Origin of the sequence: Bacillus stercoris, from assembly GCF_029772985.1 — a bacterium.
GTDB lineage: Bacteria > Bacillota > Bacilli > Bacillales > Bacillaceae > Bacillus > Bacillus stercoris.
The window spans coordinates 4,118,826-4,145,613 of the sequence record NZ_CP121861.1 but is presented as its reverse complement, the minus strand read 5'-3'; the positions used below and the strand labels follow the sequence as shown (position 1 = coordinate 4,145,613).

At 43.9% G+C, this 26,788-nt stretch carries 27 protein-coding genes; 19 read left to right on the top strand and 8 right to left on the bottom strand.

The features are described 5' to 3' along the window. The first annotated feature begins 155 nt into the window (after window positions 1-155). The 3 genes from QA442_RS21340 (at window position 156) to QA442_RS21330 (ending at window position 2,114) form a co-directional block, all read left to right on the top strand. Window positions 156-1,544, top strand: coding sequence for an amino acid permease (locus QA442_RS21340; protein ID WP_071580984.1), 1,389 nt, complete (start codon window positions 156-158; stop codon window positions 1,542-1,544). A 111-nt stretch (window positions 1,545-1,655) separates the two neighbouring features. Continuing rightward, a complete protein-coding gene (gene csgA / locus QA442_RS21335; RefSeq protein ID WP_003234887.1) occupies window positions 1,656-1,904 on the top strand; it encodes a sigma-G-dependent sporulation-specific acid-soluble spore protein CsgA in 249 nt (82 codons plus the stop codon). Window positions 1,905-1,922: 18 nt separating this feature from the next. Continuing rightward, entirely contained in the window at window positions 1,923-2,114 is a 192-nt protein-coding gene (locus QA442_RS21330; protein WP_003234886.1) for a DUF5370 family protein, read from the top strand. Between the two features lie 26 nt (window positions 2,115-2,140). Here the strand turns inward: QA442_RS21330 and blaOXA are convergent, their stop codons facing one another. Continuing rightward, window positions 2,141-2,944: a class D beta-lactamase gene (blaOXA, locus tag QA442_RS21325; protein WP_071580983.1), complete on the bottom strand. Its 804-nt coding sequence runs from the start codon at window positions 2,942-2,944 to the stop codon at window positions 2,141-2,143. 172 nt (window positions 2,945-3,116) lie between these two features. Between blaOXA and cypC the strand changes: the two genes are divergently transcribed. Beyond that, window positions 3,117-4,370: a CYP152 family fatty-acid peroxygenase CypC gene (cypC, locus tag QA442_RS21320; protein ID WP_095431161.1), complete on the top strand. Its 1,254-nt coding sequence runs from the start codon at window positions 3,117-3,119 to the stop codon at window positions 4,368-4,370. Window positions 4,371-4,409: 39 nt separating this feature from the next. On the opposite strand, the gene QA442_RS21315 is transcribed toward cypC, so the two are convergent. Further along, the gene (locus QA442_RS21315) at window positions 4,410-4,670 is read right to left on the bottom strand and encodes a hypothetical protein (protein WP_003234883.1); all 261 of its coding nucleotides are present in this window, start codon (window positions 4,668-4,670) and stop codon (window positions 4,410-4,412) included. A 266-nt stretch (window positions 4,671-4,936) separates the two neighbouring features. Between QA442_RS21315 and QA442_RS21310 the strand changes: the two genes are divergently transcribed. Together QA442_RS21310 and QA442_RS21305 are read left to right on the top strand one after the other, a co-directional pair. Further along, window positions 4,937-6,556 carry a glutamate/serine transporter AimA gene (locus QA442_RS21310; protein WP_040084326.1) on the top strand — a complete coding sequence of 540 codons (1,620 nt, stop codon included), beginning with the start codon at window positions 4,937-4,939 and terminating at the stop codon, window positions 6,554-6,556. A gap of 205 nt (window positions 6,557-6,761) precedes the next feature. After that, window positions 6,762-8,390, top strand: coding sequence for a Na/Pi cotransporter family protein (locus tag QA442_RS21305; RefSeq protein ID WP_095431242.1), 1,629 nt, complete (start codon window positions 6,762-6,764; stop codon window positions 8,388-8,390). A gap of 25 nt (window positions 8,391-8,415) precedes the next feature. On the opposite strand, the gene QA442_RS21300 is transcribed toward QA442_RS21305, so the two are convergent. Together QA442_RS21300 and glpT are read right to left on the bottom strand one after the other, a co-directional pair. Further along, window positions 8,416-9,306: a glycerophosphodiester phosphodiesterase gene (locus QA442_RS21300; RefSeq protein ID WP_071580981.1), complete on the bottom strand. Its 891-nt coding sequence runs from the start codon at window positions 9,304-9,306 to the stop codon at window positions 8,416-8,418. A gap of 98 nt (window positions 9,307-9,404) precedes the next feature. Then, window positions 9,405-10,739 (bottom strand): glycerol-3-phosphate transporter, encoded by a 1,335-nt coding sequence (gene glpT / locus QA442_RS21295; protein WP_040084398.1) that lies wholly within the window; start codon window positions 10,737-10,739, stop codon window positions 9,405-9,407. A gap of 294 nt (window positions 10,740-11,033) precedes the next feature. On the opposite strand from glpT, the gene QA442_RS21290 reads away from it, so the two are divergent. From QA442_RS21290 to QA442_RS21280, 3 genes are all read left to right on the top strand, one after another. Continuing rightward, entirely contained in the window at window positions 11,034-11,282 is a 249-nt protein-coding gene (locus QA442_RS21290) for a YbeF family protein (RefSeq protein WP_095431243.1), read from the top strand. Between the two features lie 90 nt (window positions 11,283-11,372). Then, a complete protein-coding gene (locus QA442_RS21285; protein WP_095431162.1) occupies window positions 11,373-12,290 on the top strand; it encodes a bifunctional helix-turn-helix transcriptional regulator/GNAT family N-acetyltransferase in 918 nt (305 codons plus the stop codon). Then, window positions 12,287-13,537: an MFS transporter gene (locus QA442_RS21280; protein WP_095431163.1), complete on the top strand. Its 1,251-nt coding sequence runs from the start codon at window positions 12,287-12,289 to the stop codon at window positions 13,535-13,537. Before QA442_RS21285 ends, QA442_RS21280 begins: the two co-directional genes overlap by 4 nt. A 34-nt stretch (window positions 13,538-13,571) precedes the next feature. Here QA442_RS21280 and QA442_RS21275 read toward each other — a convergent pair whose 3' ends face one another. The 4 genes from QA442_RS21275 to QA442_RS21260 all read right to left on the bottom strand — a co-directional run bounded on the left by QA442_RS21275 (window position 13,572) and on the right by QA442_RS21260 (window position 18,081). Continuing rightward, window positions 13,572-13,997 (bottom strand): hypothetical protein, encoded by a 426-nt coding sequence (locus tag QA442_RS21275; protein ID WP_095431164.1) that lies wholly within the window; start codon window positions 13,995-13,997, stop codon window positions 13,572-13,574. A gap of 76 nt (window positions 13,998-14,073) precedes the next feature. After that, a complete protein-coding gene (locus QA442_RS21270) occupies window positions 14,074-16,263 on the bottom strand; it encodes a glycoside hydrolase domain-containing protein (RefSeq protein WP_095431165.1) in 2,190 nt (729 codons plus the stop codon). Window positions 16,264-16,336: 73 nt separating this feature from the next. After that, window positions 16,337-17,257 carry a DMT family transporter gene (locus QA442_RS21265; protein WP_071580977.1) on the bottom strand — a complete coding sequence of 307 codons (921 nt, stop codon included), beginning with the start codon at window positions 17,255-17,257 and terminating at the stop codon, window positions 16,337-16,339. Further along, a complete protein-coding gene (locus QA442_RS21260; RefSeq protein ID WP_095431166.1) occupies window positions 17,254-18,081 on the bottom strand; it encodes an AraC family ligand binding domain-containing protein in 828 nt (275 codons plus the stop codon). Before QA442_RS21260 ends, QA442_RS21265 begins: the two co-directional genes overlap by 4 nt. A 205-nt stretch (window positions 18,082-18,286) precedes the next feature. On the opposite strand from QA442_RS21260, the gene purT reads away from it, so the two are divergent. The 10 genes from purT (at window position 18,287) to QA442_RS21210 (ending at window position 26,704) form a co-directional block, all read left to right on the top strand. Continuing rightward, window positions 18,287-19,441: a phosphoribosylglycinamide formyltransferase 2 gene (gene purT, locus QA442_RS21255; protein ID WP_014662609.1), complete on the top strand. Its 1,155-nt coding sequence runs from the start codon at window positions 18,287-18,289 to the stop codon at window positions 19,439-19,441. A gap of 144 nt (window positions 19,442-19,585) precedes the next feature. Further along, the gene (gene mpr, locus QA442_RS21250; RefSeq protein ID WP_095431167.1) at window positions 19,586-20,527 is read left to right on the top strand and encodes an extracellular metalloprotease Mpr; all 942 of its coding nucleotides are present in this window, start codon (window positions 19,586-19,588) and stop codon (window positions 20,525-20,527) included. After that, window positions 20,490-20,888 (top strand): YbfJ family protein, encoded by a 399-nt coding sequence (locus QA442_RS21245; protein ID WP_095431168.1) that lies wholly within the window; start codon window positions 20,490-20,492, stop codon window positions 20,886-20,888. Before mpr ends, QA442_RS21245 begins: the two co-directional genes overlap by 38 nt. Before the next feature lie 172 nt (window positions 20,889-21,060). Then, entirely contained in the window at window positions 21,061-21,945 is an 885-nt protein-coding gene (gene cesB / locus QA442_RS21240; RefSeq protein ID WP_095431169.1) for an enantioselective carboxylesterase CesB, read from the top strand. A 198-nt stretch (window positions 21,946-22,143) separates the two neighbouring features. Beyond that, complete coding sequence (pssA, locus tag QA442_RS21235; RefSeq protein WP_014475661.1) at window positions 22,144-22,677, top strand: CDP-diacylglycerol--serine O-phosphatidyltransferase; 534 nt, start codon at window positions 22,144-22,146, stop codon at window positions 22,675-22,677. Next, entirely contained in the window at window positions 22,668-23,156 is a 489-nt protein-coding gene (locus tag QA442_RS21230) for a DedA family protein (protein WP_095431170.1), read from the top strand. Before pssA ends, QA442_RS21230 begins: the two co-directional genes overlap by 10 nt. Further along, window positions 23,149-23,958 (top strand): phosphatidylserine decarboxylase, encoded by an 810-nt coding sequence (locus tag QA442_RS21225; protein WP_095431171.1) that lies wholly within the window; start codon window positions 23,149-23,151, stop codon window positions 23,956-23,958. The genes QA442_RS21230 and QA442_RS21225 overlap by 8 nt, the downstream gene beginning before the upstream one ends. A gap of 35 nt (window positions 23,959-23,993) precedes the next feature. Next, window positions 23,994-24,272, top strand: a complete 279-nt coding sequence (locus QA442_RS21220; protein ID WP_095431172.1) for a hypothetical protein — start codon at window positions 23,994-23,996, stop codon at window positions 24,270-24,272. A 104-nt stretch (window positions 24,273-24,376) separates the two neighbouring features. Beyond that, window positions 24,377-25,717 (top strand): erythromycin esterase family protein, encoded by a 1,341-nt coding sequence (locus QA442_RS21215; RefSeq protein WP_095431173.1) that lies wholly within the window; start codon window positions 24,377-24,379, stop codon window positions 25,715-25,717. 108 nt (window positions 25,718-25,825) lie between these two features. Beyond that, window positions 25,826-26,704: a helix-turn-helix transcriptional regulator gene (locus tag QA442_RS21210; RefSeq protein ID WP_095431174.1), complete on the top strand. Its 879-nt coding sequence runs from the start codon at window positions 25,826-25,828 to the stop codon at window positions 26,702-26,704. Window positions 26,705-26,788: the final 84 nt, after the last annotated feature.

Genomic DNA, 26,788 nt, shown 5'->3' with positions numbered 1-26,788 from the left:
TCCAGAGAAATTTATTATGATGAAATAAGTAATTTAGGAGATTATATAACAATTTTGAGTTTGAATTTTCTGATTGTTATCACTGAGTGATGTGAGGGCAAGCAGGTCTGCTGTTTTCTCATTTGTGAGTATTTTTGTTAGGAGGAGGAAGAGGAGTGGCAAATAAAGAATTAAAGAGGGGCCTGGGCGCGCGTCATATTCAGATGATCGCCTTGGGCGGCACGATCGGTGTTGGCTTGTTTATGGGGTCTGCCAGCACAATTTCATGGACTGGCCCATCTGTCCTTCTGGCTTATGCAATATGCGGAATTTTTATCTTTTTTATTATGCGTGCGATGGGTGAAATGCTGTATGTCGAGCCGAGCACAGGTTCTTTTGCGACATTCGGCCATCAATATATTCATCCGATGGCAGGTTATATAACAGCATGGAGCAACTGGTTCCAGTGGATTATCGTCGGCATGTCAGAAATCATCGCTGTCGGTACTTATATGAAGTATTGGTTCCCGGACTTGCCTGCTTGGATACCTGGTATCGTGGCAATGGTGATTCTTGGCGCGGCGAATTTAATTTCTGTTAAGTCGTTTGGTGAATTTGAATTTTGGTTTGCGATGATTAAAATCGTGACGATTATCTTGATGATTATTGCGGGGATCGGAATTATTTTCTTCGGTTTTGGCAACGGCGGAGATGCGATCGGATTGTCGAACCTGTGGTCTCACGGGGGCTTCTTTGCAGGAGGTTTCTCAGGTTTCTTCTTTGCGCTGTCGCTTGTCATTGCGGCTTATCAAGGAGTTGAGCTGATCGGGATTACAGCGGGCGAAGCGAAGGACCCGCAAAATACGCTAAGAAGTGCGATTCAAAGTATTATTTGGCGTATTTTGATTTTCTACATTGGCGCTATTTTTGTGATTGTGACGGTGTATCCTTGGGATGAGCTCAATTCACTCGGAAGTCCGTTCGTGTCCACGTTCTCGAAAATCGGAATCACGGCAGCGGCCGGCATTATTAACTTTGTCGTAATTACAGCGGCAATGTCGGGCTGTAACAGCGGCATTTTCAGCGCGGGCCGCATGCTGTATACACTGGGTGTAAATGGACAAGCACCGAAGTTCTTTACGAAGATTTCACGCAACGGTGTGCCGCTGTATGGCACAATTGCGGTGCTGATCGGTTTGGCTGTCGGTGTTGTACTAAACTATATCGCGCCGCCGAAGATCTTTGTCTATGTATACAGCGCAAGCGTGCTTCCTGGGATGATTCCTTGGTTTATCATTTTGATCAGCCATATTGGATTCAGAAAAGCGAAGGGCGCCGCATTAGATAAACATCCATTCAAAATGCCATTTGCTCCTTTTACAAACTATTTGACGATTGCTTTCTTGCTGATGGTTCTGGTCGGCATGTGGTTTAACGATGATACTCGTATCTCTCTGATTGTAGGCGTGATTTTCTTAGCGCTTGTGGTCATTAGTTATTATGTGTTTGGGATAGGCAAACGCACACAAGCCAATTTGACCAAAAGCCAACAAGCAGCTGAATAACGATAAAAAAGAGACATTTACGGATGTCTCTTTTTTTATTTTTCGCGTATGGATTTTCCCTGTTTTAGCAAGCTATAGGGTAAAGATAGCAGAAGGAAAGGTGTTCATAAAATGGATGTTACACTCGGTTATTTGCGTGAATCACTTTCGAATCATCTTGAAAATGAAGTCTGCCAGCGGATTTGCAAGAAAATGCTAGCGAAGCGGTATGCGAATGAAGAGGAATTTGTAAAAGACTTAGATGATAATGAAATGTCTTTTTTGAACCATGTATTAGAAAAGGAAATTAAGTATGCGCAGAATGAACAGGATCAAAAGCGGGCTAAGGAATTAAATGAGGTGTATGAATTACTGCTTTGAGAAAGGCGGGAAAAAGGAATGGGAGCAATTGAACGAAGCGGATATACTTTTCAGCCGGAGTTTAGCGTTGTCCGTCAAAATGGAGCCATCCATGTGTACCATCAAGGAGAATTTGTGGAAGAAATCGAATTTGAATTTAACGGGGAATATCCTGATCATGATTTGATTGAAGAGCTTGTGAATCATTATTGTTTTGAGCATGAGATTTAGAGCCCTGCCATGCAGGGCTCTTTCATTTATGATGTGATCAAGCCATACTTTTTCAGGATATTCACGGTGATGTTTTTGGCTTTTGTGCCGGAATCATCGACATTGGTGACAAAGACATAAGAGCCGTGCTCTGTTTTGATGAATCCGACAAACCAGCCTAATCCCATATCGGTCAGGCGGGTTCCGGTTTTCCCGTAAAGCGTGTAATGATCGCCTTCCTCTTGAATCATCATGCGCTTGACGGTTTTCATTACCGGCTTGTCAAATGGAAGCTCCTCTTTAGCCAGTTTCTCCAAAAAAGTTTCTTGTTCCAGCGGAGATATTGTAAGCGAGCTTTGCAGCCAAAACTGGTCGATTCCCCCGCTGATATCCTCGTTGCCGTAAGATAGTGTATGAAGCCATGATTTCATCCTTTCCTCGCCGATATCTCTCGCTAATTCCTGATAATACCAGATTGCGGATTCGCGCATGGCCGAGCCAAGCGTATGGTCGCGGTTCCATGATTCGAATTCACGCTTGACCCCGTCCCATCGTTTAACATCGTATTCATCTCTTACAGCTTTGACCTGCAAACCGATTAAAGCGTTCACGACTTTAAAGGTGGATTGCGGAGTTTGTCTTTGATTTGCCCGTTTTCTGTTATAGACAAATGTCTGATCCTTTTGCAAATCGTGGAGAATGAAGGTTCCATCCGTATCCTTGAATTCGTCATCGACATTCATTCTGTTGACATTCAAGTGTTTTTCATGAGCAGATGATGCTGCGTGCACGGAAAAGCCGCCGATCCCTGCAATACTTAGCACAAGCACAACATATACCCATTTCTTCATTTTGTTCTCCCCTTTGTTTTGATTAACTACCTTTTCTCTCTTTCGTTTGTTCTTCCTTTAAAAAATAATCAAAAAGCGCTTAAATTTGGATTTGCAAACAAATACTGTTACTGGGTTTATATTCGGAAGATAACGTGAAAATAGAGGGTAAAAAGGAAGGCAGGGTAAGCGGATGAATGAGCAGATTCCACATGACAAAAGTCTCGATAACAGCCTGACACTGCTGAAGGAAGGGTATTTATTTATTAAAAACAGAACAGAGCGCTACAATTCAGATTTGTTTCAGGCCCGTTTGTTGGGAAAAAACTTTATTTGCATGACTGGCGCTGAGGCGGCGAAGGTGTTTTATGATACGGATCGATTCCAGCGGCAGAACGCTTTGCCTAAGCGGGTGCAGAAATCACTGTTTGGTGTTAATGCGATTCAGGGAATGGATGGCAGCGCGCATATCCATCGGAAGATGCTTTTTCTGTCATTGATGACACCGCCGCATCAAAAACGTTTGGCTGAGTTGATGACAGAGGAGTGGAAAGCAGCAGTCACAAGATGGGAGAAGGCAGATGAGGTTGTGTTATTTGAAGAAGCAAAAGAAATCCTGTGCCGGGTAGCGTGCTATTGGGCAGGTGTTCTGTTGAAGGAAACGGAAGTCAAAGAGAGAGCGGATGACTTCATTGACATGGTCGATGCGTTCGGTGCTGTGGGACCGCGGCATTGGAAGGGAAGAAGAGCAAGGCCGCGTGCGGAAGAGTGGATTGAAGTCATGATTGAAGATGCTCGTGCCGGCTTGCTGAAAACGACTCCCGGAACAGCGCTGCATGAAATGGCTTTTCACACACAAGAAGATGGAAGCCAGCTGGATTCCCGCATGGCAGCCATTGAGCTGATTAATGTACTGCGGCCTATTGTCGCCATTTCTTACTTTCTGGTGTTTTCAGCTTTGGCGCTTCATGAGCATCCGAAGTATAAGGAATGGCTGCGGTCTGGAAACAGCCGGGAAAGAGAAATGTTTGTGCAGGAGGTCCGCAGATATTATCCGTTCGGCCCGTTTTTAGGGGCGCTTGTCAAAAAAGATTTTGTATGGAATAACTGTGAGTTTAAGAAGGGAACATCGGTATTACTTGATGTATATGGAACGAATCACGATCCTCGTCTATGGGATCATCCTGATGAATTCCGGCCGGAACGATTTGCGGAGCGGGAGGAAAATCCCTTTGATTTGATTCCTCAAGGCGGGGGGCACGCCGAGAAAGGCCATCGCTGTCCAGGGGAAGGCATTACAATTGAAGTCATGAAAGCGAGCCTGGATTTTCTCGTCAATCAGATTGAATACGACGTTCCGGAACAATCACTGCACTACAGTCTCGCCAGAATGCCGTCATTGCCTGGAAGCGGCTTTATCATGAGCGGAATCAGGCAGAAAAGGTAAATAAAAAGCTCTCTTCCTTATCGAAGAGAGCTTTTTTGATTACTTCTTTTTTTCATCGTAGTATTGGACGGGATACATGGAGCCTTCTGATACCATTTTGTTGTCCTCGATATCTTGCGGGTCCGGGTGGCCGGCTTTATCGACTGGGAACGTTTCCATGTCTGGCTGTTTTGTTATTTTCATCTTCATGCTGTGAATGAATTCTCTTGCTTTTTGGCGATTTGACGGGTCTTTTAATAGATAAGAAGTGATGCCGACAGTTGAAACAGCGAGACCTGAAAGTAACAGTTTTTGTTTCATGGTGATACTCCTTTCTATTTTAAGAGTAGTGTTTCCTGTATCATTCCCGTTTTGGCTATAGCTAAACCTACTATGTTTTTATCATTCGAATTCTCAGTAAAATCCATTTTTTAAAAATTAGTGACTTCATTCCTGTATTGGAAGGTAATATACATTGATTTATTATTATTTTAGTCAAAATTCGATAAATATTGACAAGGTCAAGTAATCAGAATAATAATATAACTAGCAAGAGAATGCCATCATACATGAAAGGTGTTTACGATATGAATCAATTGCATCGAAGAATGGGAACGTTTTCCCTCATGATGGTCGGGCTCGGGTCGATGATTGGCTCAGGCTGGCTGTTCGGGGCGTGGCGTGCGGCCCAGATAGCAGGACCAGCTGCTATTATTTCATGGATTATTGGAATGGTCGTCATTTTATTTATTGCTCTTTCTTATAGTGAATTAGGATCTATGTTCCCTGAAGCCGGGGGAATGGTAAAATATACGCAGTATTCACACGGTTCGTTTATCGGTTTTATCGCAGGCTGGGCCAACTGGATTGCGATTGTGTCAGTTATTCCGGTTGAAGCCGTTGCCTCTGTTCAATATATGAGCTCTTGGCCTTGGGAATGGGCAAAATGGACAAGCGGTTTGGTGAAGAATGGAACACTGACTGGGGAGGGGCTGGCATTTGCCTCTGTATTGCTTCTCATTTATTTCCTGCTGAACTACTGGACAGTCAATCTATTTTCTAAAGCGAATTCATTCATTACAATTTTTAAAATTATTATTCCGGGTCTGACGATTGGAGCTTTGCTGTTTGTCGGATTCCACGGAGAAAACTTTACTGACGGTCAAAGCGTTGCGCCGAATGGCTGGGCGAGTGTGCTGACAGCGGTGGCCACTTCCGGTATCGTTTTTGCGTTTAATGGTTTCCAAAGCCCGATTAATATGGCGGGTGAAGCAAAAAATCCGGGAAAATCAATTCCGATTGCAGTTGTCGGTTCTCTTTTCGTAGCAACAGTCATTTATGTCCTGCTGCAGATCGCCTTCATCGGAGCGGTGAACCCTTCTGATATTGCTCATGGCTGGAGCCACCTGAACTTTAATTCTCCTTTTGCTGATTTGGCGATCGCGCTTAATATTAACTGGCTTGTGATCGTGTTATATGCGGATGCATTTGTATCACCTTCTGGAACTGGGATTACGTATACGGCGACAACGTCCCGAATGATTTACGGAATGGAAAAAAACAAATATATGCCGAGTATATTCGGGAAGCTTCACCCGATTTACGGTGTGCCGAGACAAGCCATGTTCTTTAACTTGATTGTTTCGTTCATCTTTTTGTTCCTGTTCAGAGGGTGGGGCGTGTTAGCGGAAATTATTTCTGTTGCTACGTTAATTTCTTATATCACCGGCCCGGTTACAGTGATGACATTGAGACGGACGGGGAAAGACCTGTACAGGCCTCTTCGTTTAAAAGGCTTAAACGTGATTGCGCCGCTTGGATTTATCTTTGCGTCGCTGGTGCTATATTGGGCCCGCTGGCCGTTAACAGGACAGGTGCTGTTTATTATCCTGATCGGTCTGCCGATTTATTTCTATTATCAGGCGAAGGCGAAATGGAAAGGGTTTGGCCGAAACTTCAAAGCCGGCGTCTGGATGGTGTTTTATCTGCTGGCCATGATGGTCATTTCTTATTTGGGCAGTGATAAATTCGGCGGCCTGAATGTCATTCATTATGGCTGGGATATGGTTCTGATTGCGATGGTATCACTTGTATTCTATGTGTGGGCGCTGAAGAGCGGCTACCAGACAGAATACTTAAAGGATGCGAAAGAGATAAATTCTCAGCTGCTTAATGGACAGTCAGAAGCTGCTGCCGGAAAAGAATAAATGAAAACCTTGCGCGGAGGGCGCAAGGTTTTTTTGTTGATTTGCTTCATATCGAAATGTTACACCATTGTAAATTCAATTTGGGTTTTAAAGGCCCATTGTTAAGTTAGTGTAAATTTGTTAGAAGATTCATTTACATTCATATGAACTTGAAACATAATCATAGGGAGTTTTGCTGATATATGTCGAGACAGAGGTGAAAGCGTTGACGATTGATATCCAAACATTACTGTTCGAATTCTTTGGGGGTCTCGGTATTTTCCTAATTGGAATTAAGTTCATGGGAGAGGGACTTCAGAAATCGGCTGGGGATAGATTGAGAAATATATTAGACCGTTTTACAAGCAATCCGCTGATGGGCGTATTGGCGGGCATCATTGTGACGGTTTTGATTCAAAGCAGCTCGGGAACGACGGTAATTACCGTCGGGCTTGTCAGTGCGGGCTTTATGACGCTTCGTCAAGCCATTGGCGTTATTATGGGAGCAAATATTGGAACAACGGTTACCGCGTTTATTATCGGGATTGACATAGGGGCTTATGCATTGCCGATTATTGCTGTCGGCGGATTTTTACTGTTTTTCTTTAAGCATAAACATGTGCAAAATGCCGGTCAGATTGTGTTTGGGTTTGGGGCTCTGTTTTATGGGCTGGAGTTAATGAGCGGCGGCATGAAACCGCTCCGTTCACTTGAGGCATTTCATGATTTAACTGTCAGTATGAGCTCTAATCCGTTACTAGGTGCTGTCATTGGGACTTTGTTTACGGTTCTTGTGCAAAGCTCCAGCGCCACGATCGGCATCTTGCAAGGTTTATTCTCAGACGGGCTGATTGATATTAACGGTGCGCTGCCGGTGTTATTCGGTGATAATATCGGGACGACGATCACCGCGGTTCTTGCGTCTTTAGGTGCATCTGTTGCGGCGAGGCGTGCTGCTGCTACTCATGTGCTGTTTAACCTAATCGGGACAGCAATTTTCCTGATTTTTCTTAAGCCGTTTACAGCATTGATTCTGTCACTTCAGGCTTCGATAGGGCTTGATCCGAAAATGACAATTGCATTCGCACATGGAATCTTTAATACGACCAATACGATTATACAGCTTCCTTTTGTCGGGATATTGGCTTTGATCGTAACAAAACTGATTCCGGGCAAGGATTCAATGGTCGAATACAAGTCGCATCTTGATCCGATTTTTATTGAACAATCACCATCTATTGCTCTCGGACAGGCAAAAGAAGAAGTGATCCAAATGGGGAATTTTGCGATGCAGGGGCTGGAAGTCACAAAGCAGTTTTTGGTAACAAAACAGCCAAAATATGCGGCCAATGCTTATCAGATAGAGGATGCGGTTAACAATCTCGACCGGAAAATTACCGATTATTTGATCGAACTTTCTTCAAGTTCTCTCTCAGAGCACGAGTCTGAGGAGCATCATATGTTGATGGATACGGTCAGAGACATTGAAAGAATCGGAGATCATTTCGAAAATGTGATTGAATTGATAGAATACCAGCAGGCGCATCGTGTGGTTATAACTGAATCTGCCATGACGGATTTAACTGAAATGATGGATTTGACGATTTCTACTGTGAAGGCGTCCATTGAAGCTTTGCACCACAATGATGCAAAGATAGCTGAACAAGTCATTGAAAAAGAAGATGACATTGACAAAATGGAACGGAAGCTTCGCAAAAAGCATATTATCCGTTTGAATGAAGGGCTGTGTACTGGACAAGCGGGCATCGTCTTTGTTGATATGATCAGCAACCTAGAGCGTATCGGCGATCATGCGGTCAATATTGCTGAAGCTGTTATTGGTGAAAATCGATGAGGAAAAAGCATAGAATCCTAGGATTCTATGCTTTTTTGTAGTCTTTTTTCACCTTCTGGAAGACATCAGCGTAATTTGTGAACACCCCTGTCACGCCCCAATCAAGCAGACGGCGCATATCTGCTTCTGTATTGACTGTGTAAGGGTGCAGCAGGAGGCCGTGGCTGCGGATCATACGGACGTTTTCTTGATTCAAAGCTTTATAATCCGGGCCTGCACCAACAGCGTATGTTTTGATTTCTTCCAGTTCAGCATCTGTCATTGTCGCCATTTGTTTGGCTTCCAGCAATTGAACGGTCGGCAGTTTTGGCTGTAATTGATGGACTTTTAACAGGCTTTCTTTGCTGAACGATTGAATGATCACCTGGCCGGGCTTAGAATGTTTGCCTAGTAATTTATGTTTCTGTAAGGAAGCGATCAGTTTTTCTTCCATACCAGGGTAGGTGTCAGGCGATTTTGTTTCAATGTAGTAGTTCGCGTGCTTTCCAAAACGGTCTAATACTTCTTCTAATGTAGGAACTTTAAGGCCGGCGTACTGCGGCTTCGCTTTTTCCGGATAAGCTTCATTAAACCAAGAACCGGCGTCCAGCTTCTTAATGTCTGCGAGCGTATGGTCTTTCACCCAGCCCGTTCCGTTTGTGGTACGGTCCAGTTTTTCGTCGTGCATGACAATCAATTTCCCGTCTTTTGTCATTTGCAGATCCAATTCAATATAATCTGCTTTCATTTTTTGAGCGGTTTCGTAAGACAGAATCGTGTGCTCAGGCACATATCCAGAAGCCCCTCTATGCGCAACAGTCAGGATACGGTCAGGCGACAGCAGGTTTCCTTTTGACGCTGCCGACACTGGTGTTACCATAAATGAGAGTAAGCCTAGCGACAGAACAACCAAGGCAAGTATTCTATTTTTTCTCATGATTTCTCCTCCTTATCGATAAAGACTACCTGTCTTTCATATTAAAAAACGGATGTAAACGGCGTGTTGGAAAATGATTAATCTTTTATGTGGCTTTTTTAAACGTGCTCTGCCCGTTTGCCTGTATTCCATGTCAAAGCTAAGAAGACGATAGCAAGAATGCAGGAAGAGATCAGCATGATAAAGCCGCCGTTCCAATCAAACCGATCAACGACAAAGCCCATAATGGCGTTTGCGAAAGCAGATCCGCCGATGTATCCGAAAAATCCGGTCAAACCGGCTGCAGTTCCGGCTGCTTTTTTCGGTGCTAGGTCAATCGCTTGCAGGCCGATCAGCATAACAGGTCCGTAGATTAAGAAGCCAATGCTGATCAAGGCGATATTGTCTACGAGCGGATTGCCGGCTGGATTCAGCCAGTACACCAATACGGCAATGAAAACACCTGCCATAAACAAAACGCCTGCCGGTGCCCGGCGGCTTTTGAAGAATCGGTCACTGATCCAGCCGCACAAAATGGTTCCCGGTATGCCGGCATATTCGTAAAGAAAATAGGACCAGCGCGAGTCTTCTGGAGAAAAGCCTTTGGCTTCTGTTAAGTAAGTAGGCGCCCAGTCCACCACGCCGTATCGCACGAAATAAACAAATACATTGGCAAACGCGATATACCAAAGAAATTTGTTATTCAGCACATATTGAAAAAGGATTTCTTTTGTTGTTAATTCCTTTTCTTGATTTTTAAAAGCGTGTTTTGGATAGTCATTCCGATACTCTTCAATTGGCGGGAGTCCGCAGGATTGAGGCGTATCACGAACCAATAAAACAATTAAAAATGAAATGATAATGGCGATGATGGCAGGGAAGAAAAACACGCTTTTCCAAGTGACGAACATCGCGATGCCAAGAGTGACAAGCGGAGCAAGAATACCGCCGCCTATGTTATGTGCGACATTCCAGATCGACATTTTTGTGCCGCGTTCACTTATAGAAAACCAATGGGCCATTGTCCTGCCGCATGGCGGCCAGCCCATTCCTTGAAACCATCCGTTGATAAACATAAAAATAAACATGATGGTGACGCTCGAAGTCACCCACGGCATTGAAACGAATAGAATATTGACGATTGCTGATAGAAATAAGCCTGTTGCGAGAAAATATCTCGGATTACAGCGGTCAGATACCATTCCCATGATGAATTTGCTGAAGCCGTACGCAATGGACACAGCGGCCAGCACCAAACCTAGTTCTGTTTTGGAAAATCCCTGTTCCTGCAGATAAGGAATGGCAAAGGCAAAGTTTTTCCGCAGCAGGTAGTAGCCTGCGTAGCCAATGAAAATACCAATGAATACTTGCAGCCTGAGCCGTTTATAAGCCGCATCCATCTTTGAATCATCCAGTCTCTCAATGTGAGGAGCCGGTTTAAATATATGAAGCATCAAAAAATTATCCCCCTTTGCTGTTTGTGCTGGATGTATGCGTGCCTCCTTTCTGAAAAACAAAAAGAGCCAGAAAACACCCCTTGTCAAAAGGGGTTGGATTCCTGGCTCTCCTCATCTCCATCCAAGCTATTAACTTATTATGATAGCGCTTTCTTAAGTTATCATAGTCTAGAAGGAATGTAAACAGGTATTTTCAAATTGGGTATTGAGAAAGTAAATATAATCCTTTTACTAAATGGAGTTATGTTTTTTTACTGGCAGCATAAAAATCTGGAGGGAGGCTGTTTAAAGGTGGATGAATTAGATATCGCATTCTTTATTTTACCGTTAGGAATTATGCTGTTGTCGATTGTCGGGACTTGTATTTGTAAAAAAGCGTATCTGATGCCAATGCTTAGTTTGGTGATTTCTCTAGTGCTCACCTTTACCATTTTTAATGAATCATTTTTGGGATGGGTTGTAGTCTATAGCTTGATTTCCCTGGTTTTATCCTATATCACATTGATTGTGGTAAGGAAAAAGAAAGAATCAGGAAAATAAAAATCCTCACTTTCTAACAGATTGTTGACTAAGGCAACTATATGTGATTATAATTGGCTTAGTCAACGATATTAGAAAGTGGGGATTGATTTGAAAACAAGAGAATCATCTGTCGGATTAAAATTCAGAAAGTTCAATCGATTTTATACAAACGTCCTTGGTTTCCTTAATGAGCATATTTACGACAGCCCGTTTTCCTTAACGGAAACACGGATATTATTTGAAGTTTATAATACGCCTAATTGTACGGCAAAAGCCCTTCAGGATAAGCTGGGGCTTGACCGGGGATATGTCAGCAGGATTGTGAAGCAGTTTGAGAAAGAAGGTTTGATCTATAAACAGAGGAGCAAAGATGACGCCCGCCACCATTATATTTTTGTCACAGAAACAGGAAAAACGATTTATAAAAAGCTGGAGGAGAAAGCCAACGAACAAGTAGAACTGATGCTGAAGGAAATCAACCAAAAGGAGCAGCACAAGCTTGCCGAGGCGATGGCAGAGATTGAAGTGATCCTTTCACAGTCGCTTTCTGCCAGAACATCAGAGATATCGATTAGAGATTATTTTCTGTCGGATGATCTTCAACTCCTTATTGAGAAACAAAGACAATTTTACGCGGAGGCTCACGGTTGGGACGACACGTTTTTAGCTTACCTTCAGGAGACATTTGACGCTGACATCGAAAACATATGGATTGCGGAAAGCGGCGGGAAATTTGCCGGCTCTGTCGGGCTGGTCAAGCATGATGATAAGACAGTCCAGCTCAGATGGTTTCTGGTTGATGCGGCTTTTCGGGGCAGGGGGCTCGGCACTCAATTGCTGGAGCATCTGGTTGCATACTGCCAAGACATGAAGTTTGACCGCATTTTCCTTTGGACGGTGAGCACCATGGCTGAGGCTCGTCCGCTCTACGAAAAATTTGGATTCAGGATAAGTGAAGTGAAACAAGAAGCGCCATTGTGGGGACAGCAGCTGACAGAAGAACGGTGGGATTTGGAGCTGTCATGAAAAGACTGCACTATGCTTGGATCATCGTCTCCGTCACCTTTTTGATCTTATTGGCGGTTCAGGGGGTGCGGCTGTCGTTTGGTGCATTTGTGGAGCCGTGGGAACGGCAATTTTCAATGGATAGAAGCACCATCTCGTTGATTTCGACGATGAGCTTTATTGTTTACGGCATATCACAGCCTGTGATCGGCCGGCTTGTGGACAAGTGGGGTGCTCGGGCTGTTTTGGCATGGAGTGCGTTACTGACAGGCGTCAGCATTTTCTTAACATACCTTGTGACTTCGCCTTGGCAGCTGTTTTTGCTTTATGGGCTGGGTGTCTCGCTTGGGGTTGGCGGAGCATCGAATGTGGCAGCAAGTGTATTGGTCGTCAATTGGTTCAGCAAAAAGCGGGGACTAGCCTTTGGGATCATGGAAGCAGGATTTGGCGCGGGGCAAATGCTTCTCGTCCCTGGCTCACTCATGCTGATCCATTGGTTTAGCTGGAAGCTGACGGTTGTGGTGTTGGGGCTGCTGTTAATCGTGATTGTTTTTCCGGCTGCGCTGCTGATGCTGAGGAACAATCCTTCAGAAAAGAAGACAGAGCCGATAGGCGGACTGGTTGCTTCAGAAAAAGACACAGCACCTAAAACAACTGCTCTTTCAGTGACCGGGATGTTTCGAATGAGGCAATTCTGGTTTTTGATATTGCCGTTTTTGATCTGCGGATTTACGACCGTTGGGCTGATGGATACCCATTTGATTCCCTTTTCTCACGATCACGGCTTTTCCACGAAGGTCACGAGTGCCGCTGTCAGTCTGCTGGCAGGCTTTAATATTGCCGGCATCTTACTGTCGGGAATTGTAGCGGACCGGTGGAGCAGCCGGAAAATCCTTTGCTTTTTATATGCGGTGCGCGCGATGTCGATCGTGATTCTCATATACAGCCACGAGCCCTACTTGCTTTTAGCCTTTGCGATTCTGTTTGGGTTAGTGGACTTTGCAACGGTAGCACCGACTCAAATGCTCGCCACCCAGTACTTTCAAAACTACTCGATCGGCCTCATGATTGGCTGGCTCTCACTCGCCCACCAGATCGGATCGGCACTTGGCGCGTACGTGCCTGGCGTCATCTATACGATAACAGGTGAATATACACTGGCTTTTTATTTGTCGATTGGAATGCTCGTGCTGGCGAGCGTGATGAATGTGATGCTGAGGGAGCCCGCGGCGGTCACGCGTGACAGTGCAGCTGTGATAGAGAAATGATAAGGGCAGAGGGGAAGCATCTCTGATTTCGGAATTATTCAGAGATGCTTTTTTTGTATTTTTGTTCTAATACGAAGTCGATCATACCGACAATGCGGGCGTTTTCGGATTTTTGTTTGAAGTTTTGGGAGACTTGAATGGCTTTTGCGTTTTTAAAACAAGAGGCAAGCCAGATAAACCCGACAACAACAAAAAATAATCTAGCAAGTAAACTCCCTGCATGGGGTAATTCATTCGTTGTAAAATATAAAAATAGAGTAACTAATGTGCCGTAGATTACTGTTTTTATACTATGTAAAAGAGTCAGCTGAGGCTCACTAAAGAATACTTTTAGTTGATTCAGCATGATAGAATCCTGTTTGGTTAGAAAGGCCAGGATCTCTTTATCATTTTCCTTGTACTGTTTAATAGTTTCGGCCATTTTTACAGTCTCTTTAAATGTTTGTTGATTTAGAGTCATCCAGTATCCTCCTTAAAAGTAAAGCACTACATGAGGAATGATAAAGATCCATAGACCCATGTAGTGCCGATCTATATTATTTATTTGCAGAAGGGAATAAAGCTAAAAACGCACTTATAAAAGCTACAGCTCCACCTACTGCTAAGGTTTCAGGTATAGCCGTTAGCAAGGCAGCAATTCCTAATACAGCAGCCACTCCAAATGTAATATGAGTGAGAGTAGATTCCCAATCTGGTGAGTATACTTCCTCAGTATCTGGTAAAGTAAAGTGCTTCTGTTTTATTTTAAACGTAATCGTAGTCGTTAGTCCAGTTGTGACATTGTCACCTACTGGAATATCAGGTGTATAGATTTTAATTTGAATATTTAAAGATTCAGCTGTTGGATTTACATAAACCTCCAAATAGCCGTTGCGTACTGATAAGCTGAGACTATTTAAAAGGTTTTGATAAGAGTCGATTTGTGACGCAGTGAGAGACGTTTGAGTGTCGCCCAATAAACCCGTGATATAGGCACCTGGTTTACCATTTGTAATGGTAATTGTGTTTGGTGAACCTTCACTTGGTATGGTTGCCAGAAGTGAAGTTGATAGAATAATATCCAACTCAGGTGATGTGAAAATGGTTTCTGTCGTATCAAATTCAAACATCGCGTTTGCCAAACTTGTTAGATTTTCTAAAGCCGGAATGGTAGATAAAATGTCTGTCAGTGTACGCAGCCTTGCATCATATACCGGATCAGACGGCGGATTTACATTGCTTGCACCTGAGTCTCTTCCTGAAAACCCGTCTTTATCAATCCCGATGCTTCCAGAGCCGCTTCCGATGGTTCCTTCATAAAATTGATCAAAGGCCCAGTTGTTGGGCATCGGATAGCCGAGATTGCCGCTAAATCCTGTTGACATATTTGCCACAAAGCTATACTTTGTCAGTCCTGCTTCTGATGTACGGATACAAATGTTTCTTGGTCCGTAAACCCCTATTTCATACTTAGGTGCGGTTGAAAATGTCTGCATCTTTGTAAATGCTGACTTAATCTCTTGGAAATAAGGAATGATTTTATCGGTCACTTCATAATCGTATGCATCAAAATCGACAGCAAAATAAATGGTCGTGCCTGACGGAAAACCTAATCTTCTAGCAGCAGAAGCGGCGCTATATGCATCTCTTGTGCCTTGGTCTTTGACAAAATAAGAAGATTCATAGCCGCCGTCTTGATAAATTGGGAAAACCTTCAACCCGGCATCAAAAATAACTGCAAGTTCTTTAGATGTCAGGGCTTTTGATGTGAGGCCGCTGCTTGTCCGCACATTTCCGGTCAAATATCTGCCAACCGTTTTATAACCGTTATTCCGCAGTGTTTGAGCTTTTTCTGCGGTTATAATTGCAGCAGTGTCACAAGCAGAAGCGGCGCGAGTTGTGTCTCCTGAGCTCGATAATAAAGCTTTAATGGTTGGCATATCTGCATAACCTGTTTGCGGCAGACACATGAACTCTTGAAATGCTTTAACGACTGAAACAACACCAACACCATATTTGCCGTCAAACTCACCAGGATCGAACGATTTTCCGTTACAATAAAGGGCGTACTGAACAATTAAGACAAACCCTGTTCTTGAATCGCCGGGAGTTAAAGTAGGGCATAAACTTGTGGTGCCATTTCCGAAAAATCCATTGGCAACACTTGTGCTCATGCCTTCTTCTTTTTGCAGGGCATAAATAAGAGCTTTATTTGTATCGCGGCCATACAGTCCGTCACAAGGCATTAACCCGATATAGTCATTGTAGTCTCGATTTAAGTTTTGTTGAATCTGGCGAATTCTTGAATCACCCCCAGACACCAGCTTAAAAGCGCTCATGTCTAATAAGGCTTTCATAATTAACGTGGTGACAATCCCATCCTGTGTTGTCAGTCCGGCAGCTTTTTGAAATTCTTTTACCGCATTTTCTGTTTTTTCGTAAAAGACGCCTGTAAAACCGCCGGGATTAAAGCCTTTACACCATAAAGCCCCTTGTAAAATAAAATTCATGTTGCTTGGTTTTGAATCTGGAGCTTGGCGTTTAAGAGGCTTAAATAAGCGCTGTGTTGTCGGCCCGAAGTTATCGGCTGGCTCTGAGATACCCAATTCAATTTGAAGCGCCCGAGTCAGGCCGTAGATCGTATCCCACCCAGTTTTCCCGCTTTCTTCAACTGGGTTATACCCATGTTTGCCGCTGTACGTATCGTTCAGCCATTGCTGTGTGATTAAGACCATTTCATCAACCATTTCGATTCCTCCTTTGTTAGATTGCGTTCATTTATAGGTGGCAAACGTAGGACAAAATAAAAAATGGATGCCGTTAAGCATCCATTCTAGATCCGTTCTCCATCAGCTTCGCTTTCGGTTTCAGCTCTGAAATGTAGAGGCCTGAAAGTGTAAGTGCGCCTCCTAGAAGAGCGATCCATGTCATGTTTTCGTGCAGAATCAGGACGGAAGCGGCGATTGTGATAACCGGGACCATGTAAATATACGCACTGGATTTGACGGCTCCGAGCACGCCAACTGAATAATTCCAAGTGGCGAAGCACAGGGCGGAAGCGCCAATGCCTAGGAAAAGCATGTTAAGCGCATTCGAAGCAGATGAAAATCGGCTCAGGCCAAAATGGAAGTCGAACAAAAATAAGGCGGGCACCATAAACAATAAGCCGTACAAAAATACTCTCTGTGTCAGCTCGATGATGTGGTATTCGTAAGCGCTTAATTTTTTCATGAATATCGAGTAGCCTCCAAACACGAGAGCGGCCCCGGCTGCCATGATGTCTCCGAGCGGATTCAGACGCAGTACCACATTGCCGTTAAACGTAATCAATAAAAGCCCGATCAGTGCCGAGACAAATCCAATGAAAAAAGTGAGACGCAGTTTTTCGCCTTCGAGCAGAAAATGGGCCAAAACCGCAGTGATCATCGGTATAATGGACACGATCATGCCGACATTGGATGCGTATGTATAGGTGAGAGCTATATTTTCTAATAAAAAGTATAAGGTTACGCCAAATAAACCAGCCCCGGCAAACAACAGCTCCTGCCGCCAATTTCTGAACGGAATCATGTTGGGACGAACGAGGATCAGAGCGATAAAGCCCATCAAAAACCGATAAAATAATATTTCCATTGGAGAGAAGTCAGCCAGCAGAACCTTTGTCGAAATAAAGGTCGTCCCCCAAATCAGAATGGTCACAATGGCTGCGATATGCCCGGAAGTTTCTCTTTGTATGTTCATCTGTGAAGCTCCTTTTCAAAAATCTTCATGTATTGCTTCGGTGTCAGCCCCACCTGCCGTTTAAAAAACTTCGTCATATGGCTCTGATCACTGAACCCTGTCTGAAATGCGGCATCAATTGGTCTAACCCCTTGTTCAAGAAGTTTTTTCGCTTGATTAATCCGGATTGTTTCCATATAGCTATTAGGCGTAATTCCTTTTTGTTTTGTAAACGAACGCAATAAATGATACTTGCTCCACCCTGTTAATTCACTCAAATCATTGAGCGTGACGTTTTCGGCATAATGCTCTTCTAAAAATTCGCAAACCAATTTGACTTCGTCGGATGGTTCGGGAACGCTATTAAGGAACGTAACATCGGAATAGTGGCGAATCAGCTCTTCCAGCAGATGAAGAAACAGCTCCTCCTTACGCAAAGCTTGTTTTTCGTCTGATATCAAAATATGCAATTCCTGCAGGCTGGCTGTCAGCTCATGGCGGAATAACACATGCTGGGAGAAGTAAGGGAGATGCCCGGCGTCGGTAATCTCTTTCACCGCCTTCTCCATGACATCTGGCATGACATTGATACACCGATAATCAAGCGTCCGGCCGTCAATCTGTTCACAGCTATGCGTGTCACGGGGGTTAAAGAGGAGAAGATCACCTGGATTGATGATATATTCTTGATCCTGACAGGCCAGATACCGTTGCCCTTTTTCAATAAATCCAATCACATAATAATCGTGAAAGTGGTTCGGGAACTTTTGCATAATCCCCTTGAAGCGGTAGGCTTCTATATGAAGATGTGGGTCAAGCTGCAGTGTGCGGGTTTCGTTTTGCATGGGATGCCTCCTGTCGGTATGGTGGTCTTGGATTAAGTGTAGCATGGTTTTGGGGGATTTCTTGTATGATGTTGCTGTTTAAAAAAGCTAACCTTTATTGGCTGCTTTCGTTTAGGAATCAAATAATAATATTTTCTATTTTAATAAAAATTTATTTTTCAAATATTTCAGTTATAATGGTTTGGAACAGATAGGAGGGGCAAAGATGTATCAATCAAAGAAGGTTTTATTGTTAGGTTCAGGTGAGTTAGGTAAAGAGGTAGTGATTGAAGCCCAGCGTCTTGGGGTACAGACGGTGGCGGTTGACAGTTACGAGCATGCTCCGGCGATGCAGGTGGCGCATAACAGCTATGTCGTTGATATGCTTGACCCCGAGCAGATCAGAGCCATCATTGAGAAAGAAAAGCCGGATTTGATTGTGCCTGAGGTTGAGGCGATTGCGACGGATGAATTGCTGAAGCTTGAAGAAGAAGGATTTCACGTCATCCCGAATGCCCGTGCGGCCAAGCTGACGATGGATCGGGAAGGCATCAGACGGCTTGCGGCGGAAACGCTCGGACTTGCGACGGCTGGCTATGAATTTGCGAATACATATGATGAATTTATACAAGCGGCAGCTCAGATCGGTTTTCCTTGTGTCGTTAAGCCCTTGATGAGTTCTTCTGGAAAAGGCCAAAGTGTGTGCCGCTCAGAAGCGGATTTAGAGAGCTGCTGGGAGACGGCGATGGAAGGCGGACGGGTGAAAAACGGCCGCGTGATCGTTGAGGAGTTTATCCCTTTCGAATCAGAAATCACACTCTTAACCGTACGTGCGGTTAACGGTACGGCATTTTGTGAGCCGATCGGTCATGTGCAAAAGGACGGGGATTATATCGAATCGTGGCAGCCGCATGATATGACAGAGCAGCAAATAGAAGAAGCGAAGCATATTGCAAAAGCGATCACGGATGAGCTTGGCGGATACGGCTTGTTTGGTGTTGAACTGTTCCTTGCGAAAGATAAGGTATATTTCAGTGAAGTATCTCCCCGTCCGCATGATACAGGCCTTGTCACGCTGGTGACGCAAAATTTGTCAGAATTCGCGCTGCATGTCCGGGCGATTCTCGGCTTTCCGATTACAGAAATCACACAGCTTTCTCCTGGCGCCAGCAGGCCCCTCAAAGCACCAGAAGAATTAGCGGATTACACTGTTGAAGGACTGGAACACGCACTGGCAGTCCCACAGACACAAGTGCGCGTCTTTGGAAAGCCAATAACGAAAGCCGGACGGCGTATGGCAGTTGCGCTTTCTGCTGCTGATACAGTCGAAACGGCGAGAGAGAACGCTAAGAAAGCATTGGATCAGCTAACGATAAAATAGAGTTTGAGCAGGCCTTGTCATCGCACAAGGCCTGTTTTTTTTCTTTCTCCATAAAAGTTTTATCATAAGAATCCGAAACCTGATTATAATGTAAAAGTCTTCCATCAATACGGGTGGTTGACACTAAAGGAGGGAGATGACAAAATGAAATTAGTTCCAAGATTCAGAAAACAATGGTTCGCTTACTTAACGGTTTTGTGTTTGGCTTTGGCGGCAGCGGTATCTTTCGGTGTACTGGCAAAAGCAGCAGAGAATCCGCAAACTTCTGTATCGAATACCGGTAAAGAAGCTGATGCCACGAAAAACCAAACGTCAAAAGCAGAACAGGTTTCCGCACCTTATGAGGGAACTGGGAAAACAAGCAAATCGTTATACGGCGGTCCAACGCAACTGGAAAAAAACATTCAAACCTTACAGCCTTCGAGCATTATCGGAACTGATGAACGCACCAGAATCTCCAGCACGACTTCTTTTCCATATAGAGCAACCGTTCAGCTGTCAATCAAGTATCCCAACACTTCAAGCACTTATGGATGTACCGGATTTTTAGTCAATCCAAATACAGTCGTCACGGCTGGACATTGTGTGTACAGCCAGGATCATGGATGGGCTTCAACGATAACCGCCGCGCCGGGACGCAATGATTCGTCATATCCATACGGAACTTATTCCGGCACGATGTTTTATTCAGTCAAAGGATGGACGGAAAGCAAAGACACCAATTATGATTACGGAGCTATTAAATTAAACGGTTCTCCTGGAAACACGGTTGGCTGGTACGGCTACCGGACTACAAACAGCAGCAGTCCCGTGGGCCTTTCCTCGTCAGTGACAGGATTCCCGTGTGACAAAACCTTTGGCACGATGTGGTCTGATACAAAGCCGATTCGCTCTGCTGAAACGTATAAGCTGACCTATACAACCGATACGTACGGCTGCCAAAGCGGCTCGCCTGTATATCGAAACTACAGTGATACAGGGCAGACAGCTATTGCCATTCACACGAACGGGGGATCGTCATATAACTTGGGAACAAGGGTGACGAACGATGTATTCAACAATATTCAATATTGGGCAAATCAATAAATACAGCAAACTAGCCATATTCATATCTATTTTGTTTTTATGCGGATGCAGTTCGCAGACGCATTCTTCACAAAAAGAAATGACGATTCCTGTCACTCTTCATGTGGAGGATGCTAAGGGGCTTCCGGTCGAAGGAGTTCAAGTGACGATTGTCAAAGCGCCTGCGTCAGATGAGGAGCCGAGTACAGAGATCGGCGAGATACTCGGTAAAACAGACAAAAACGGAGACATCAAATGGGATACCGGTAAAAAAGGCGATTATTCAGTCGCGTTGACGAAGGGTGAAACATCAGTAACCCATCAAATTTCATTAACAGAGGATAAAAAAGATCAAATCATTCCATTAGTCTTTAAAGAATAGCAGTTTCCCTGATTTTAAGGGAAACTGCCTTTTTTTTATTGATCACAGGAAGCCAAACTATATACTGGAAATTTATAATATGAGATAATAAGAAATAGGTATTTTTTCTTACGAGACAAAAGGGCGCTATCCTTTCATTTATATCAATCAAACCCGGAGGAAAAAGAAGAAGATGACACAAGATTCGATGCAGCTTGCCGCGGTTGAAAGCGGTCTTCGCTTTTACAAGGCGTATAATCAAAGCCTTTCTTTGTGGCCGATTGAGTCGGAAGCATTCTATGTTTCTACTCGTTTTGGAAAAACACATATCATTGCAAGTGGGCCAAAGGGCGCACCTTCGCTCATTTTGCTTCACGGGGGCCTTTTTAGCTCTGCGATGTGGTATCCGAATATTGCGGCGTGGAGCAGTCAATTTCGTACATATGCGGTCGATATAATAGGAGACAAAAGTAAAAGTATACCATCAGCAGCGATGGAAACAAGAGCTGATTTTGCAGAATGGATGAAAGATGTCTTTGATTCTCTTGGACTTGAGACAGCACACCTGGCCGGTCTTTCGCTTGGCGGCTCCCATATCGTGAATTTTTTGCTTCAAGCGCCTGAAAGAGTAGAGCGGGCGGTTGTTATGAGTCCCGCTGAAGCGTTTATTTCATTTCATCCGGATGTCTATAAATACGCTGCGGCGCTTACAGGGGCAAGAGGAGCCGAAGCATATATCAAGTGGATCACAGATAACAGATATGATCTGCATCCTTTACTGCAAAGCCAAATTATGGAGGGCGCGGCGTGGCAGGATGAACAAAGGAGCCTGAAGCCGACAGAAAATGGCTTTCCGTACGTGTTCACAGACCAGGAATTGAAATCAATACAAGTCCCGGTACTGCTGATGTTCGGTGAGCACGAGGTCATGTACCATCAGCAAATGGCTTATGAGCGGGCGTCGGTGCTGGTGCCGGGAATTCAGGCTGAAATCGTAAAGGACGCCGGACACTTGTTATCTCTGGAGCAGCCAGAGTACGTCAATCAACGCGTTTTGTCCTTTTTGGACGGAGAATAAATGAGTAAAAAACATGAAAAGATTGGCATTCATTTTTCAAATGGTAACAAATGTTGTATAATAATAGAATTTGAATGCTGCTTTTTTGGGGGCATTTTATGTTATCATGCTTATTGAAGAAATTTTTTCCTGAAACGCTATTCGATTACTATCGTCGAATAATATAGATGGTTTTACAATTGGAGGTTTGGTTACACTGTGAATTACATCCCCTGTATGATTACGATAGGAAACTTCATTTGCGGATTGCTGGCGATTCATTCCTTGCTCTATCACAACATTCATTCAGCAGTGCTATTCATTTTTACCGGCATGTTCCTTGATTTCTTTGACGGTATGGCTGCACGTAAGCTGAATGCCGTTTCTGATATGGGAAAAGAATTGGATTCGTTTGCCGACTTGGTTACGTTTGGGGTGGCTCCCTCTATGCTTGCTTACAGTGTCGCGTTGTATACCCTGCCATTTATAGGGATCTTATGCGCATTGACGTACAGCATTTGCGGAATGCTTCGTCTCTCTAAATTTAACATTGAACAAAGCAAACTCCCGACATTTATTGGTATGCCGATTCCATTTGCGGGCATGTGCCTTGTTATTCTAAGCTTCACCTATAACCCGATCCTTCTGGCAATCGGCACTTGCGGACTTTCATATTTAATGGTGAGTAAAATAAAATTCCCTCATTTTAAAAAACATGCGGCAGAAAACCTGGAGTCCGGGAGATGGAATTAGTTCAGCAGCTCATAGCGGATTACGGTTATCTCGCTATTTTTTTGATGCTCGTATTAGGGATTGTAGGATTGCCGATTCCAGATGAAGTGATGATGACCGTTGTTGGCTATTTCACGCATACCGATGTATTGAATTATGAGCTTTCGATATTGATCAGTTTTGTCGGGGCTTTGTTAGGTATGCTGATCAGCTACATGATTGGCAGAAAAGCCGGACGCCCGTTTATCGATAAGTACGGCAAGTGGGTCGGCTTAAAAGAAAAAAGAATGATGAAAGTGGAGAAATGGATGAAGAGATACGGTCCATATTCTCTTATTTTAGGTTATTTTATTCCAGGCGTCAGACATGTGACATGCTACTTTTCGGGGATCGGCAAAATGGATTTGAAAACGTATATTGCGTTTGCGGCAATCGGCGCCTTTTTGTGGTGCTTTGTTTTTATTACAATCGGAAGGGTAATAGGGATTATTCATGTTTAATACGGCTGTAAAGATTCTGTATCGATCATTGATAGAGCTGACGAATCATCGTCTGTCATCCTATCTGATTAAAGGATTTTGCGAGTCGAAAATCAGCAAACCGGTCATTCCGCTGTTCTCAAAACATTTTCGGCTGAATTGGGATGATGTGGACGGGACGGCTGCTGATTACGGATCGCTGTCCGAATTGTTCATTCGACAAATTAATCTGGAGCGGCGCCCTGTTTCAAAAGAGGCGCATGCGGTGGTCAGCCCTGTTGACGGTGTGGTTCAGACGGTAGGAATCATCAACCCGAATCAAACCTTTACGGTGAAGGGGAAAGATTACTCATTCGCTGAGCTGACTGGCTGTAAAAGCGCGGACCATCAATACAACGGCGGATACTTCGTCGTGCTGTATCTAAGCCCGCGTCATTATCACCGTTTCCATTCTCCGATCAGCTGCAAGTATCAAAAGCTGGCCGAGCTCGGAAATCGCTCATATCCGGTCAATCAATTAGGGTTGAAATACGGAAAAGATGTGCTGTCGAAAAATTATCGGTTTGTGTACGAACTGAATGGCGGCAGCCGAAATATCCTGATGATTCCTGTCGGGGCGATGAATATTAATTCTATCGTGCAGACAAATACCCGTGCTGAATTGGAGATCGGCGAGGAGCTGGGATACTTTTCATTTGGATCAACCGTCATTTTGATTTTTGAAAAAGACGCGTTCCAGCCGTCCGCCAATTTAACAGAAGGCCAAGAAGTTCAAGTCGGAGAACTGATAGGTTACGAAGAGTTAAAAGAGGAGCTTGCATAGACGCAGCGCCTCTTTTTTGAAGAAAGGTGAGACCCATGGAGAAACAAATCATCAGCTGGATTACAGATTATCAGAACACCGGAGATGAGACCGTCCTGAGGCAAGTGCGGGAAGCGTGCTGGCCGATCATTGAAGCGGTTTTGCAAGAGACGGCAATAGATGAAGAGCAAGCGAACAATTTGCGCGAAAAAGGAATCGAGCGGTTTCCCTTTATCATCAGCAAATACCAAGCGGATGTGCAGCTTCCGGTTGAGACATTTTTACGAAATACATATCGGTTTTACTTTCATCAGGTGATAAGAGAATCCAGCTAAAGCTTCTTTCAACAGAGAAGCTTTTTTTGTTGGCGGAAAAAGGAAACTTTTTCAATATCTATCTCGTAACGACTAGAGAACCTAATAGAAAAGGAGAGATAGAATTGAAACGAATCATAGTGAGAATGACCCTGCCGCTGCTGATTGTCTGTCTGGCGTTTTCTTCTTTTTCAGTCTCGGCACGTGCTGCTTCTGAAGAAAAACATTGGGAGCGCTGGATTGAACGACATGCACAGCCGCTGGATGCTTCCGATGCTTCAAACAAAGACCTTCGCTTTCTGAAGAAAGTGCTGAAAGGAAAACGAATCGTTCAGTTAGGAGAAACCACACACGGCGCTGGTGAAATCAACGCCACAAAGGTCCGCATGATCAAATACCTTCATGAAGAGCTGGGTTATGATGTGTTGGCCTTTGAATCTGCCTTTACCGATACTAATGCCTCCTACCTCAATATGGATCAATCCACACCTAAGAGCACGATGAAAAACTCCATTTATGCTGTATGGCACACAGAAGATGTCGTTGAGCTGTTTGATTATATGAAAGAGCAAAAAGAGAAAGGGGATCCGCTGATCCTTACCGGTTTTGATATTCAAAGCATGAAGAATTCATTCAATGATGCTGCGACTCAATGGGTAAAAGCGGTGGACCCGGAAAAAGCAGAGCTGCTTTCCCAATCAGAAAATGATTTTTCAACATTAGTGACAGACAGCAATACGTTTGATGAATTTTCGCAAAAGAAGGAAAAGCTTGTGAAAAACTATCAGGAGCTGATCAAATTCGCTGAAACACATGCCTCAGAGCTAAGAGCTAACCTTCCGAAAGAGACGAAAGCTTATGAAATGTTTATGCATTCCCTTCAGCTGAGAATTGATGTCATGGAAACGTATATGCTGGAAGAAATGAAAGAAAAACTAGAGGATTATCCCAAGAATATTGAGGATTTTTCATTCTTTATGAGAGACCGCATGATGGCTGAACAATTTCAGTGGGTAGCCGAAACCCTTTATCCGAAAAAGAAAATCATTGTCTGGGGCCACAATTACCATCTTCGCAAACAGAATACGAAAATGATAAAGGACTGGGTACAGCTAAACGGCCCTAACATGGGTGATTATTTGCCGGAGCGACTGAAGAAACAAACATATACGATTGGCATTTATGCTTACTCTGGTGCGAGTCTGAATAGTTCCGATAATAAGACGGTTATGCCGGTTACAAGCCCGCCGCAGTCTGGAAGTCTTGAAGCTTTGCTAAAAGCTGCGGACCATCCTGCTGTCTTTGTTGATTTTCTCCACACAAAAAACAAGAAAGGCACTTCGTGGATGTATACCCCGCGGACTGCGCTCTATTGGGGGAACATGGAAGAGCAGATGATCCTGAAGGAACAATATGACGGTGTCATTTGGCTGGAGCATATCACGCCGTCAGTCATTATCAAGTGACCAGTGTCCCCTGTGCTACAACAGGGGATTTTTACATATCGCAAAAATAATCAAAACATATAATCAGTGATCCATTATTCTAAAACAGAAAGGAGATTGGAGCGTGCAATGTATTATGAAAAGGCTGTCCAGAAAACAATCAATTGGATTGAATCACATTTACATGAGCAAATATCAAACGAGGATATTGTAAACGTTTCAAGCTTTTCAAAATTCCATTTTCATCGGATTTTTCAAAAAGAAGTCGGTATGTCGGTTGCTTCTTATATTCGCTTAAGACGTCTTGCGAATGCGGCAGCGGCTTTGCTTTATACAGATCTTCGTATTATCGATATTGCTTTGTATTTTCAGTTTGAATCTCAAGAAGCATTTACGAGGACGTTCAAAAAGATGTATCACATGCCGCCAGGTGCATACCGAACATTTATGAAACGCTTTACTTCAAAAAAGGAGGAATCTTACATGGAGAAAAAAATGAAGGGCTGGGTATTGAGCGGGAGCCATCCGTTCCAATTCGAAATGGGGATTGACCGGGAAAATGTACATCAGGGAAAAGCTTCAGGGTATTTAAAGTCAACAATGGTTCAGGATATTGGTGAATTTGCGACGATGATGCAGCAATTCAAAGCAGGCCGCTATCTTGGAAAAAGGCTTCGTCTATCAAGTTTTATCAAAACAAAAGGAGTGCAGCATTTTGCCTCGCTTTGGATGAGGGTTGACAGTGCCGCTGATGATGTTCTCCAATTTGATAATATGAGCAACAGACCTATTACCGGAACAACCAATTGGAATCATTATGCTATCGTTTTAGATGTTCCAGAAAATAGCGCAGTGATATCCTTTGGCGTTCAATTAGCTGGACCGGGGCAGGTGTGGATGGATCATGTTGTTTTTGAAGAGGTAGATAAGAGCGTACCTTCAACAAACCTTGAAATGCCGGGAGAGCTTTTAAATGAACCGGTAAATTTATCTTTTGAAGAGGAATGATAATGATAGTTTTCAGACAACTACATTTATTAGTAAGTTAATGGAAAATACTATCCGTCATTCAGAAACCCTTGTGCCACGCAG